This is a genomic window from Bradyrhizobium sp. 27S5, from assembly GCF_037217225.1.
Classification (GTDB): domain Bacteria; phylum Pseudomonadota; class Alphaproteobacteria; order Rhizobiales; family Xanthobacteraceae; genus Bradyrhizobium; species Bradyrhizobium septentrionale.
The window spans coordinates 1,753,626-1,766,240 of the sequence record NZ_CP147714.1; the positions used below are offsets into that span (position 1 = coordinate 1,753,626).

General features: G+C 65.7%; 12 protein-coding genes and 1 pseudogene. 4 read left to right on the forward strand and 9 right to left on the reverse strand.

The window, feature by feature from the left end; genetic code table 11:
* Positions 1–145: 145 nt before the first annotated feature.
* Positions 146–1,831: a methyl-accepting chemotaxis protein gene (locus tag WDM24_RS08355; RefSeq protein WP_338696538.1), complete on the forward strand. Its 1,686-nt coding sequence runs from the start codon at positions 146–148 to the stop codon at positions 1,829–1,831.
* 317 nt (positions 1,832–2,148) lie between these two features.
* On the opposite strand, the pseudogene WDM24_RS08360 reads toward WDM24_RS08355, so the two are convergent.
* Together WDM24_RS08360 and WDM24_RS08365 are read right to left on the reverse strand one after the other, a co-directional pair.
* Positions 2,149–3,126, reverse strand: a pseudogene (locus WDM24_RS08360) (Bug family tripartite tricarboxylate transporter substrate binding protein).
* Between the two features lie 130 nt (positions 3,127–3,256).
* Positions 3,257–3,640 carry a nuclear transport factor 2 family protein gene (locus WDM24_RS08365; RefSeq protein WP_166302977.1) on the reverse strand — a complete coding sequence of 128 codons (384 nt, stop codon included), beginning with the start codon at positions 3,638–3,640 and terminating at the stop codon, positions 3,257–3,259.
* Between the two features lie 137 nt (positions 3,641–3,777).
* On the opposite strand from WDM24_RS08365, the gene WDM24_RS08370 reads away from it, so the two are divergent.
* On the forward strand, positions 3,778–4,734 hold the full coding sequence (locus WDM24_RS08370; RefSeq protein ID WP_338830827.1) for a LysR family transcriptional regulator: 957 nt from the start codon (positions 3,778–3,780) through the stop codon (positions 4,732–4,734).
* Positions 4,735–4,854: 120 nt separating this feature from the next.
* Here the strand turns inward: WDM24_RS08370 and WDM24_RS08375 are convergent, their stop codons facing one another.
* Together WDM24_RS08375 and WDM24_RS08380 are read right to left on the reverse strand one after the other, a co-directional pair.
* A complete protein-coding gene (locus WDM24_RS08375; RefSeq protein ID WP_338830828.1) occupies positions 4,855–5,808 on the reverse strand; it encodes a DMT family transporter in 954 nt (317 codons plus the stop codon).
* 201 nt (positions 5,809–6,009) lie between these two features.
* Entirely contained in the window at positions 6,010–6,855 is an 846-nt protein-coding gene (locus WDM24_RS08380; protein ID WP_338832349.1) for a metal-dependent phosphohydrolase, read from the reverse strand.
* 129 nt (positions 6,856–6,984) lie between these two features.
* Here WDM24_RS08380 and WDM24_RS08385 point away from each other — a divergent pair, with 129 nt between their 5' ends.
* The gene (locus WDM24_RS08385; protein WP_338830829.1) at positions 6,985–7,386 is read left to right on the forward strand and encodes a DUF1330 domain-containing protein; all 402 of its coding nucleotides are present in this window, start codon (positions 6,985–6,987) and stop codon (positions 7,384–7,386) included.
* A gap of 106 nt (positions 7,387–7,492) precedes the next feature.
* Here the strand turns inward: WDM24_RS08385 and WDM24_RS08390 are convergent, their stop codons facing one another.
* Positions 7,493–8,119 (reverse strand): TetR/AcrR family transcriptional regulator, encoded by a 627-nt coding sequence (locus tag WDM24_RS08390; protein ID WP_338830830.1) that lies wholly within the window; start codon positions 8,117–8,119, stop codon positions 7,493–7,495.
* Positions 8,120–8,193: 74 nt separating this feature from the next.
* Between WDM24_RS08390 and WDM24_RS08395 the strand changes: the two genes are divergently transcribed.
* Positions 8,194–8,598, forward strand: a complete 405-nt coding sequence (locus WDM24_RS08395) for a hypothetical protein (protein ID WP_338830831.1) — start codon at positions 8,194–8,196, stop codon at positions 8,596–8,598.
* Between the two features lie 2 nt (positions 8,599–8,600).
* Here WDM24_RS08395 and WDM24_RS08400 read toward each other — a convergent pair whose 3' ends face one another.
* The 4 genes from WDM24_RS08400 to WDM24_RS08415 form a co-directional block, all read right to left on the reverse strand.
* Positions 8,601–9,755, reverse strand: a complete 1,155-nt coding sequence (locus tag WDM24_RS08400; RefSeq protein WP_414645750.1) for an alpha-hydroxy acid oxidase — start codon at positions 9,753–9,755, stop codon at positions 8,601–8,603.
* Positions 9,756–9,863: 108 nt separating this feature from the next.
* A complete protein-coding gene (locus WDM24_RS08405; RefSeq protein WP_338830833.1) occupies positions 9,864–10,673 on the reverse strand; it encodes an MlaD family protein in 810 nt (269 codons plus the stop codon).
* Positions 10,674–10,900: 227 nt separating this feature from the next.
* A complete protein-coding gene (locus WDM24_RS08410) occupies positions 10,901–11,827 on the reverse strand; it encodes a DMT family transporter (protein ID WP_338830835.1) in 927 nt (308 codons plus the stop codon).
* A gap of 200 nt (positions 11,828–12,027) precedes the next feature.
* Positions 12,028–12,417, reverse strand: a complete 390-nt coding sequence (locus WDM24_RS08415) for a hypothetical protein (protein WP_338830836.1) — start codon at positions 12,415–12,417, stop codon at positions 12,028–12,030.
* Positions 12,418–12,615: the final 198 nt, after the last annotated feature.

Sequence of the window (12,615 nt, forward strand, 5' to 3'; positions counted from 1 at the left end):
CCTCTACAATTGCCGGTTGGTCCGCGGCCCGATTCTCCGGGCTTCTACGGGGAACCTCCGTAACCATCGGGTAAAGGGTCTCACATTACGGTGAACCGAATCAATCCGCCAATCGCGTCGCGTTCCCCGCCTCCTGGAGACCCCCGTGAAGCTGTCAAATATGAAGATCACCCCCAAGCTCGGCATTCTGGTGGGGGTGGCCCTGATTGGCCTGTGCACTGCCGGCATCCTCGCGATCAATCTGATGCAGCGTGAGATGACGAATGCGCGCATCGACCAGGCCAAGGCCATGGTCGAGATGGCGAAGAACATGGCGGCGGGCCTGAAGAAGGATGTCGATGCCGGCAAGATGACCAAGGAGGCGGCGCTCGCAGAGTTCGGCAAGCGCGCCAACACCATGACCTATGACAACGGCGCCGGCTATCTGTTCGGCACCGACTACAACGGCATCACGGTGCTGGCGCCCGATCCGAAGCAGGTCGGAACCAACCGCATGGACGTCGTGACCAACGGCCGCAAGCTCTCGCAGGAATTGATGGACGGCGTGAAGTCCAAGGGCGAGATCCTGCTGTTCTATGAATATGTGAAGCCCGGCCAGGAGACCCCGATCCGCAAGGTCGGCTATGCGGTCGCGGTTCCCGGTTTCGACATGTATCTCGGCACCGGCGCCTATCTCGAGGATATCGACGCCAAGATGCGGCCGATCGCGTGGCTGCTCGGCCTTGCGATCCTCGGCATCGGCATCATTTCCGGCTCGGTCGCCTGGCTGATCGGCCGCAGCATCTCCCGGCCGCTCAATTTGCTCGGCAGCCGCATGCGCGACATTGCTGACGGCAAGCTCGACGGCGATATCCCCGGCGTCGGCCGCGGCGACGAGGTCGGCGGCATGGCCGCGACCGTGCAGATCTTCAAGGACAATGCGGTTCGGATCCGCGGTCTCGAACAGGCCGAGGCCGAGACTCAGGCGCGCGCCGCCACCGAGCGACGCTCGGCGATGCAGAACATTGCCAGCGATTTCGAGCGCAGCGTCAACGGCATCGTCCGGACGGTAGCTTCCGCCGCCGCCGGCATGCAGACCACGGCGCAGTCGATGACCGCGACCGCCAGCGACGCCAGCGCGCGTGCCGCGACCGTCGGCGCCGCGTCCGACTCTGCCTCCAACAATGTCGGCACCGTCGCTGCCGCGGCCGAGGAGCTCTCCAGCTCGGTTGCCGAGATCTCCCGCCAGGTGGCGCGCTCCAGCGAGGTCGCAAGCCAGGCGGTGGCCGATGCCGAGCGCACCAATGCCACCGTGCAGGCGCTCTCCACCGGCGCCGAGAAGATCGGCGAGGTGGTCAAGCTGATCCACTCGATCGCCGCGCAGACCAATCTGCTCGCGCTCAACGCCACCATCGAGGCGGCGCGCGCCGGCGAATCCGGCCGCGGTTTCGCGGTGGTCGCCTCCGAGGTGAAGGCGCTCGCCAACCAGACCGCGAAGGCGACCGAGGAGATCTCGGCGCAGGTCGCCGCGATGCAGGCCTCCACCGGCGAGGCGGTGACTTCGATCGGCGGCATCACCGCGACCATCGCGCAGATGAGCGAGATCACGGCCTCGATCTCGACCGCGATCGACCAGCAGGGCGATGCGACGCGCGAAATCGCCCGCAACATCCAGCAGGTCGCGGCCGGCTCGAGCGAGATCTCCGCCCATATCGGCGGCGTCACCACCGCGGCGGCCGCAACCGGCACCGCGGCGGGCGACGTGCTGTCGAATGCGCGCGAGCTCGACACCCAGTCCGGCATGCTGCGCAACGCGGTCGACGAGTTCCTGCAGAAGGTCCGCGCGGCTTAATGGATGCGTAGTTGCGTAGGGTGGGTTAGCCGAAGGCGTAACCCACCGCAGGTCCGCGATGAAGGTTGGTGGGTTGCGCTACGCTAACCCACCCTACAATTTCTAACCCACCCAATTCCATATCCCCGTCATCCTGAGGTGCGAGCCTTGCGGTGCACTTGCACCGCTGGGCGAGCCTCGAAGGATGTACGGCCCGGCCGGTGGCCGTCGATCCTTCGAGACGCGCGCAAGAGCGCGCTCCTCAGGATGACGGAAATGGCAGGCCTCGCGGGAGAGTAAAGCGGAGGGTGTGCCCCGCTCTGCAACGCTACATTTTCTCACTGCTTCTCGATCCCGGCGTCGGCGATCAGTTTCTCCCACAGCACCAGCTGCTCCTTGAGGAACGCCTCGAACTCCTCGGGCGTGCCGGAGAACGCCTCCATGCCGCGCTAGGCGAGCTGGTTCTTGATATCAGGCCGCTCGACGATCTTGCGGATCTCCGCATTCAGCCTGACGACGACATCCTTCGGCAGGTTGGCGGGGCCGAGATAGCCCTGCCAGGAGGTGATGTCGAAACCCTTCACGGTCTCGTCCATGGTGGGCAGGTCCGGCAGCAGCGCGGATTTCCGCTTGGTGGTGACGGCGAGCGGCTTCAGTGCCTTGGCGTTGACGTGCGGCAGCCCGGTCGGGACATCGATGAACATCATCGAGATCCGGCCGGCGATCACGTCGGTCAGCGCCGGCGGCGAGCTCTTGTAGGGCACGTGCAGCAGGTCGATGCCGGCGAGGCGGGCGAAGGTTGCGCCGGAGACGCTCGCCGACGACGAGCCGCTGGCATAGGTGTATTTGCCCGGCTCCTTCTTGGCGAGCGCGATCAGCTCGGCGACGGAGTTCGCCGGGATGTCAGGATGGATCACCAGCATGAAGGGCAGGTCGCCGGTGCGCGCGATCGGCGTGAAATCCTTGATCGGATCGTAATTCATGGTTTTCAGCAGATACGGATTGGCCGAGTGCGTCGTGTTGGTGGTGACGAACAAGGTGTAACCGTCGGGGGCGGAGCGGGCGACATAGTTCGCCGCGATCGAGCCGTTGGCGCCGGCCCGGTTGTCGATCACCATGCCGACGCCGAGCGCAACCCCGAGCTCCTTGGAAATCAGCCGCGTCGTGGTGTCGGTGCCGCTACCGGCGGCGAACGGCAGCACCAGCGTGATGTTGCGGGTGGGATAGGTCTGGGCAAGTGCCGTCTCGGACATCGCCACGAGCACGGCGGCGGCTGCGGCCGCCAGGCACCAGTATCGTCGCAATCCCATGATCATGTCGTCGTCCCCCCGCGCAGGCCCTGAACAGGCCCATTGCGGCCGAAGCTAGCCCGGCCGCCATGGCTGCGGAAGCCGTGCCGGGAGCAGCCTTTCGCCGCATGGCCACTCCCGGACGCGGGTGGGGACGCTAGGATCCCGCCGGGAACACCTGCGCGACGTGAAAAGCCTTGGTGGTGACGAGCCACCTGCCGTCGATCAGATGAAACACGAGATGGTCGATGAAGCCGGTTTGGCCGGCCCTGACGCGCACCTTGGCGATGGCCAGATCGGACGCGGTCTGGTCGATGCTGATGATGGCCTCCTCGCGCGGCGATTTCATCGATGCCGGCGAGGGACGGCTGCCGATGAAGTCGCGGAATTCCGCGGCCGACCGCACCGTGTGCTTGCCGTCCCGGATGCCGTGCACGATGCAGGCATCGGAGAAGACGTCGCGGAACCGGCTATCGTCGACGTCATACATCAGGTTGAAATATCCTTCGATCGCGGATGCGATGGCCTGGATGTCGCTCATGGCAAAATCTCCGTAGCGGATGATGTGGCGGTGGCCTCACCGGATCGAACCGGATCGGTCTGCGCCGACAGTGGCCGATACGGTGGCGGAGTGCTACGACTGGGCTGTCATCTCATGGATGACTGAGAGGCATCGACATGGACGAAGTTGACGGTCGGCTCGTCGGCGGGCTTGTGATCCTCGCGGCCGTTGCGGACGCGCGCAGCTTCGGCAAGGCGGCTGAACGGCTCGGCATGACGCAGTCCGGCGTCAGCAAGGCGATTGCCAAGCTCGAGGCGCGCCTCGATGCCAGGCTGGTTCACCGCACGAGCCGCTCCGTCGAGCTCACCGAGGAAGGACGCGCGCTGTACGAGCGGGTTGCGGCGCATCTGGCCGGGATCGGCGAGGCGGCGGCGGAGACCTCGAAATCGCGCGATGCGGTCCGCGGCAGGCTGCGGGTCAATGTCGACCCGCTGTTCTCCCGCATGGTGCTGTCGCCGAAGCTGAGCGAGTTCCTGCTGCAGAATCCAGGCATGGATCTGCGTATCGAGACCCGCGACCGGATCGCGGATCTGGTCAGCGACGGTTTTGATCTGGCGGTGCGCTTCGGCGAGCCGGCGCCGTCGGCGCTGATTGCGCGCCGCGTACTCGATGCGCGCGTGCTCACCGTGGCCTCGCCGATCTATCTCGAACGACACGGCCGGCCGCTTGATCCGCGGGAGCTGGCGAGCCGCGACCATCAGTGCATCCTGGCAATCGACGCGGCGACCGGGCGTCCGTTCGATTGGGAGTTTTGGCGCGGCGGCGAGGTCGTGCCGGTCGCGGTCAACGGGCGGCTCACCGTGACCGATTCAGGAACCAAGCTCGGCGCTTGCCTGGCCGGCTTCGGCATCGCGCAGGTGATCGATCTCGGGCTCGACGATCACCTGAGGAGCGGCGCGCTGATCGAACTGTTTCCGGACTGGCCCGACGAGCGTTTTCCGCTCTACGTCTATTATGCCTCGCGTAACCACGTGCCGGCCAAGGTGAGGCGGTTTATCGACTTCATCACGGAAACGCTGGCGGCAAAGCCACATTCGTCACGCAAATCCGCTGGCTTGCGTAAGGCAGGCTAGAGCGTTTTCGAGCGAAGTGGACCCCGGTTCGCGTGAAGAAAACGCGTCAAAACAAAAAGCTAGAGCTTCGGTTCTGATTCAATCAGAACCGAAAATCTCTAGCCATATCCTCGGCGTCAGCTAGCGCTTCGCCGAGCCTTTGGCCGATCCTTGCCGAGAAGCGATCACGACGCCGGCGAGCACCAGCGCGTAGCCGATCAAATGGAACGGCGCCAGCGTCTCGCCGAGCAGCAGGATCGCCATCGCCGAGCCGAACACCGGCACCAAATGGAAGAACGGCGCCGCGCGGTTCGGGCCGATCAGCGCGACGCCGCGGTTGAAGAACAGATAGGCGAGCGTCGACGGGAAGATCAGCGTATAGCCCAGCGTGGCAAACGTCAGAACGTCGAGCTTCAGCGTCACGCCATTGGCGAATTCCCAGGCCGCCACCGGCAACAGCATCATCGCACCACAGCAGGTGGTGAACGAGATCAGCGAGAGCTGATGGATTTTCGGCCGGCGCGGGATCAGCGCCGAATACAGCCCGAACGACACTAGCGAGGCGCCGAACATGATGTCGCCCCGGTTGAAGCTGATGCTGGCGAGCGCCGAGAAGTCGCCGCGCAGGATGATGGTCAGCACGCCGGCCAGCGAGATGGCGATGCCGGCGAGCTGCGCCGGCGTCAGCCGCACGCCGAACAGGATCAGCGACCACAGCGCCACGAACAGCGGCCCCGCCGACTGGATCAAGAGCGCGTTCAGCGCCTCGGTATACTGCATCGCCCAGTACGAAATCGCATTGTTGAAGGCGAAGCCGACCGCGGACAACAGCAGCATCAGCGGCAGCGCGCTGCGCAGCTTCGGCCAGTCCTTCTTCAGATGCGGCCAGGCGAACGGCAGAAGGATCAGGAATACGCCGAACCAGCGGATCGTGGTCAGCGTGACCGGCGGCACATGGCTGCCGACATGCCGCGCCAGCACGATGTTGGCGGCCCAGAACAGCGACGTCAGGCTGAGCAGCAGATAGGGCTGGTTGTTGAGCCAGTGCAGCGGCTGATGGCGTGGGGTTGTAGCAGGTGCGGGCAAAGCGGTCATTATCTGGCGGATGTTGTGCCCGAATCCGCCGCCGCGACAAGACGAAAGAGCGGATTGGTGCCATGCGCACCGTGTCATCACCCGCGAAGGCGGGTGATCCAGTATTCCAGAGGCGTCAGCGATCAATCGATAGGCCGCGGCGTACTGGATACCCCGCTTTCGCGGGGTATGACGACTTGGTGCGGAGACGCGGTCTTCTCCCTATTTCTGCGGCCCCGACAGCGAGATGTCGCGCTCGGCGCGAAACACGTTGCTGTAGAGATTGGCGATCCATTGCCGCCCGCTGGAGGTGACGTTGAGGTGACGGATCGCCGGCTGCACATGCGGCGCGGCGCTGTCCCAGTAGAAGCGCGGATAGAGGTCGACGAGATCGGCCGGCGAATCGTAGCCGAGCTGGCGGTTGAGCCCGGCCTCCTCGAACTCGATGTACAGCGCGTTGGCCTTGCGGATGTAGTGGGGGTCGCCGAGCTGGCCGATCAGATCGGCGGCGCGCAGCAAGGCGGCCTCTTCGCCGAAATCCTCATCGTCATCAGGGGCGGTGAGCGGAAAGCGGGTGCCCTCGATGGCGCGAGCGATGCGCTCGTTGTCGAGCTGGGCGACGCCCTTGATCCGCTCCATCACGAAGATCTTGGAGCGGTCGACGTGATAGGACATCAGCGCCGCATCCGACGAGCCGCGCGGCAGGATCACCTTGCGGCCATCGGCATTGATCAGATAGCCGTCCTGGTCGTCGGCCTGGAACAGCCCGCGCACATAGCCGATGTCGTGGGTGAGGCAGGCGATGATGACATGCGCATAATCCTCGGCGCTCATGTGCGAATGCAGCGCGCGGCCGCGCAGGATGTCGTGGCCGGCCAGCGTCACCAGCATGGTGTGCTCGACATTGTGATAGAGCGCGTCGCTGTTGCCGATGCATTCGATCGCGATCCGCGCGATCGAGGGCACCATCTCCACCAGCTGGGTTTGCGAAGAGCCAAACCGGCGCTGCATGTATTCGCCGAGGAATTTGCCGAGCGCGTCGGCTGCAAGTTCGGGAAGGGTCATCACGGCCTTGACCTCCGAGAGCAGGGGTAGCTTAGGGCTCGGCGGCATTTCAGGCTAGTCCCGCGATGTGACATAATGTTTGCGGCCGTATCGATGCGGCTGGACCGAAGAGGCTTTGGGCGGGAGCGGGTGATGGGTGTCGATCTCTTGAACGTCAAAGGCCTGAACGAGCTGGATCGCCAGGCTCCGGTCGTTATGGTCAATCTGATGCGGTTTCGGGAGCGATCGTTCGACGGCGACGGCTCGGGCTGGGATGCGTACCTGCGTTACAGCGCGCTCACCGTGCCGATGATCAAGGCGCGCGGCGGCACGCTGCTGTGGACCGGAAACGCCGAGACGGTCGCGCTGGGAGAGCCTGCCGGCCAGCGCTGGGATTATCTCGCGCTGGTCTACTATCCAAGCGTCGCGGCGTTCATCGACATGATGACCTCTGCCGACTACGAAAACCGCTGCGACCCACATCGCCGCAACGGCTGCGAACAGCACGTCATCATCGCGACGCGCGAGGCGTACAGCAAGTTCAAGGTCGGGTAAGGCGGGCGCCCTTCACCGTCACCCTGAGGAGCGCGAAGCGCGTCTCGAAGGGTCGACGGCCCGACTGTGGCCGATTCATCCTTCGAGGCTCGCTTTCGCGAGCGCCTCAGGATGACGGGTCTGAAAGCGGCGCGAGTGGCGTCAGCGCCGCGCGGCAGGCCGCCTGCACGACACGGCAAACCTCGTCCCGCGACCGTCCCGCGCTCAGCGAGGCGAAGGTCGGATAGCTCGTCAGCGCGAAGATCAGGTCGACGGCGTCCCTGCGGGCCCGCGGCGCCGCGCTTTTGGCCGCGATACGGTCGATCAATGCGGTGACGCCGCGGCGGCGGCGTTCGTTGCGCTCGCGCACCGCTTCGGCGAATTCGGGATCGGTCGCCATTGCGTCGTGCAGCCGGGCGACCGCGGAATCGCGGCTCCAGAAGCCGCAGAAGATCTCGACCATGCGGTCGAGCGCGGCACGCGGATCGGCCATCGTCATGGCGTCGGCGAGCTGATGCAGCCCGCCGTGACGGGCGATCTCGTCGAACACGGCTTCGAGCAGCCCGCGCCGCGAGCCGAACTGGTTGTAGACGGTGAGCCGGGTCACGCCGGCCGCCTTCGCCACCGTATCCAGCGAGAAGCGCGCGATGCTCTCGCCCTCACGCAGGGTGCGCGAGGCGGCCTCGATCACGCGCTCGCGCGTCTCGGCGGCGGCTGCGCTACGTGCCGGGCTCACATAGCTGCGCGGCGGCATCGGCTGGCCTTGCCTTCGTCGGATTGACTATACATTATGTATATCTAATTTCCAAGGCCCTTTGGAGCAACATCATGCAGATCGCCCTCATCATAGCCCTGTCCCTTCACGTCCTGTCATCGGTGTTTTGGGCCGGCTCCAGCTTCACCTTGGCGCGCACCGGCGGCCTCGGCGGCGAAAAGCTGCTGGGCCCGCAGATCGGCGCCGCGACGGTCGCGATCATCACCGGCGTGACGCTCTGGCGCCTGGTCCATGAGGGCTCGTTCGCGCTGTCGGAAAAGATCCTGGCCGGCGGCGCGATCGCGGCGCTGGCCGCAATCGCGGTGCAGATCATCGTCGGCGGCGGCGCGATCAGGCAGCTGCGCAACAGCGCCTGCGATCCGTCGGCGGCGCGCGCGCGGCTCGCGCTCGCCCAGCGCATCGCGGCCGGGCTGCTCGCGATCACCGCGCTGTGCATGGGCGCAGCGCGCTATGCGTGAACTTAATACTTCCGCACCAGGTCCGGGGTGATCTCCTTCAGGCTCCGGATGCCGAGCAGGGCGAGGTCGCGATCGATCTCGTCATGCAGCAGCGAGATCGCGCGCGCGACGCCGGCTTCGCCCGCGACCACGGCGGCATAGAGGAACGGACGGCCGACCCAGACGAAGTCTGCACCGAGCGCCAAGGCCTTGATGACGTCGGTGCCGCGGCGGATGCCGCCGTCCACCATCACGGTCATGTTGCCCTTCTGCGCCGCGATCTCCGGCAGCGTGCGCAAGCCGGAGACGGTGTAGTCGAGCTGACGGCCGCCATGATTGGAGACCATCACGCCGTCGCAGCCGTGCTCGCGCGCCAGCCGCGCGTCTTCCGGCGAGATCAGCCCCTTGACCACCAGCTTGCCGCTCCAGCGCTTGCGGATCAGCTCGACATGCTTCCAGGCCAGCTGGTCGCGGCTGCCGATGTTGCGCATCAGGTTCTTGGACAGCACCGGCGGGCCCTGCTTGGCGTCCATGTTCTCGAAATGTGGCATGCCGTGATTGAACACGGTGCGCGCCCAGGTGTTCAGCAGCCAGTCGGGATGGGTGATGGTGTCCCAGAACACCCGCGGCGTGATCGCAAGCGGCACCTGGAAGCCGTTGCGGATGTTGTTCTCGCGGTTGGGCGGCACCGGCACGTCGGCGGTGACGACGAAGGTGTCGTAGCCGGCCGCCGCGACGCGATCGACCAGCGGCTCGATGCGTTCGTCGAGGCCGGCGAGATAGGCCTGGTACCAAGCCAAAGGATTGGCCGCGCGGACGTCCTCCAGCGTGATCAGCGAGGAGGCCGAGAGGATCATCGGGACGTTGGCGGCGGCCGCGGCCCGCGCCAGCACGATGTCGCCGCGATAGGCGCAGAGCGCCGACGAGCCCATCGGCGGAATCCCGAACGGCGAGGCGTAGGCCTTGCCGAACAGCGTCGTGGTCTGGTCGCGGCCGGAGACGTCCTTCAGCACCCGCGGCACGAAGCCGTATTCGTCGAACGCCCGGCGATTGTCGGTGCGGGCCGCGTCGGTCTCGGCGCCGCCCGAGATGTAGCCGTAGAGGAATTTCGGCAGCAGCCGGCGGGCCTGCGGCTCGAAATCGTCGAGTGTGAGATAGTGCCGCAAGCGCCGCGGCACGGCGGGAGCGGCGCGGTTGACGGTTGCTGGAGGCGGGGAAGGGGCTGCGGTCCGGTCGTGCACGTCTGGCGTTTCCGTTGTTCTTGGTTCTTGGTTGGAGCTTCCAGGTTAGCGCCTGCCCCCTGGACCGACAATCTTCTCGTTGAACTTGTTGACGGACTGGCTGACGTCGATGAGTGTCTTGCGGGTCTCGGCGATCACGGCGCCGGATTTCTTGTCAAAACTCTGGATCAGTTCGCGGAGCGAGATCACGGTCGGCAGCAGCTCGCCGCCATATTTGTCGCTGCCAAAACTCTTCAGGAACTTGTCGGCCGAGGTCATCTTGTCGTCGACCGCGCTGACGCCGGCGTCGGCGGCGTCGATGAAGGCGGCGATCAGCTCGCCATTGCCCGACAGCGAATTGGTGAAGTTCTCGAGCCCGAGCAGCGAGTCCTTGATGTCGGCCTCGTTCTCGGTGATGACGCGGTCGACATTGCGCAGCGCGACGCGCAGCTTCTCCTGTATGCCCATCGTGCCTTCGGCGTCGGCGGTCAGCTCAGGAATGCCGTCGGCGCCGACGGGCGGCGCCGCGGCGTCGTCGGTGCCGCCGGTGAAGGAGATCGAGGCGATCCCGGTCAGGCCCTGGAATTCGAGGCCGACCTGGGTATCCTTCTTGATCGGGGCGTTGCCCTCGATCCGCGTCATCGCCACCACACGGCGGCGGTCGAGCCTGATCGAGACCACCTCGCCGATCCGCACGCCGGCGAAATTGACGCTGGCGCCGCGGCGCAGGCCCGACGCCGAGCCCTCGAACACGACACGGAACGGTACCATGCGCTTGATGCCGGCATAGCGCTGATAGCCCAGCCAGCCGCCGAGCGAGCCGGCGATCAGGGCCAGCGTCAGGGTGCCGATCAAGAGATTGCTGGCGCGCGCCATGTGTTGGGACCTGTCGCAAAGCAGACCCTAGGAGATAGCGGATTTGCCGCCGATAGTCACCGCAGGCTTTCTTCACCTCCCCCCGCCTGCGGGGAGAGGTCGGATCGCATCGGAGATGCGATCCGGGTGAGGGGGAGTCTCCGCGAGTACGTCTGGCGGTGCCGTCGCCGAACGAGCCCCTCACCCCAACCCTCTCCCCGCGAAGAGCGGGGAGAGGGAGTGGAGAGTTACGCGCGCTGCTTCCGCGACGCCGCGAAGACGCCGGCCAAGACCAGCGCGAAGCCGATGAAATGGAAGGCCTGCGGATGCTCGCCGATGAACACGATCGACATGATGGTGCCGAACACCGGAACCATGTGGAAGAACGGCGCGGCGCGGTTGGCGCCGATCAGCTGCACCCCGCGGTTGAAGCACAGATAGGCCAGCGTCGAGGGGAACACCGCGACATAGAACAGCGATAGCAGGTTGTTGGTGGTGAGCTGCATCACCGGACGCGCGCCGAGTTCCCAGATGAAGAACGGGACCAGGAACAGCGCACCGCAGCCGAAGGTGAAGGCCGCGACCGACAGGCCGTGGATATTGGGCCGCTTCAAGGTCAGCACCGAATACAGCGCGAAGATCACCAGCGCGACGGTGAAGATCAGGTCGCCCTTGTTGAAGTCGATCTTCGACAGCGTGGTGAGGTCGCCATGCAGCAGGATCACCAGCACTCCGCACAGCGACAGCGAGACGCCGAGCAACTGCGCCAGCGTCAGCCGCGTGCCGAGCAGGATCAGCGACCACAGTGCGACCACGAGCGGCGCCGCCGATTGCAGCAGCAGTGTGTTAAGCGCCTGGGTGTGCTCGAGCGCCCAGTATTGCAGCGTGTTGAAGGCACTGATGCCGGTGATCGACAGCAGCATCATGATGCCGAGATTCCTGCGGATCGCGGGCCAGTCCCGGGCGAGGTGCTTCCAGGCGAACGGCAGGATGATCAGGAATGCCGCCGACCAGCGCAGGAACGACAGCGTCACCGGCGGAATGTGGCCGGCGGCGAGCCGGCCGACGATCGCATTGCCGGCCCAGCACATCGCGGTGATGCAGAGCAAAAGATACGGCTGGTTGGCGATCCAGGAGCCGGACGCAGGCGTGGTGGTGGAATCGGAGGCAGACATGCGACAGGCCCGGGTTCACGACGCCGCGGCCTGCCCGGCTGGCATCACCGGGCCGGTATGGATCTCCCCGGCCCCTGTCACAGACACGGATTCCGCCGATCCATCAATGGGGATGGACGCATCGCGACCATGCGCGAAGGCCCCTTTCGCGGCGGGCGACGGCGGTTTCGCTACGGCGCTCTGCGGGCCGGGATGAACCTCTAACCGGTCTGCGGCGGCGTGGTCTGGCGCTTGACGATCTGCTCGGCGAGCTCGATCAGGATCCGCTTGGTGTCGGGGTCCTGCACCTCGCGGAACACCCGCAGCATGCGCAGTTCGAGCAGCGACTGCAGCGATTCCGCGGTCTGGCCGCCGCCTTGTGCCGGCGCGGTGGTTGCGTTCCGCCGATTGAGGATGTCGGCGGCGATCCCGAGCATCTCGGCGACGGTCGCCAGACGGCCGGTATCGATTTTCACCGTACCGCTTACGCCGTTCTTTTGCAGCGAGGCGCCCGCGCACAGGATCTCGGCGAGATCAGCCTGCGACAGACCGATCTCGCGCCAGCGCGCCTGCACCAGTTGGTCGATCTGGTCGTCCTGCGATGTGCTCATGGTGCGTTCAGACCATCTCCGGCAATGACTGTGGACAGCAATTCGTCGACGAAGGCTGCCGGCAAATGGCCAGCGCGGCCGCAATGGGACTCCGGCGGATCATTCGGATGGACAAATGGTCCCACCGAACCGGGCGACGCGCAGGAGGACGATCCGTACCTGGACTTCAGCCGCCCAATCGCGCGGCCCGCGCACCTC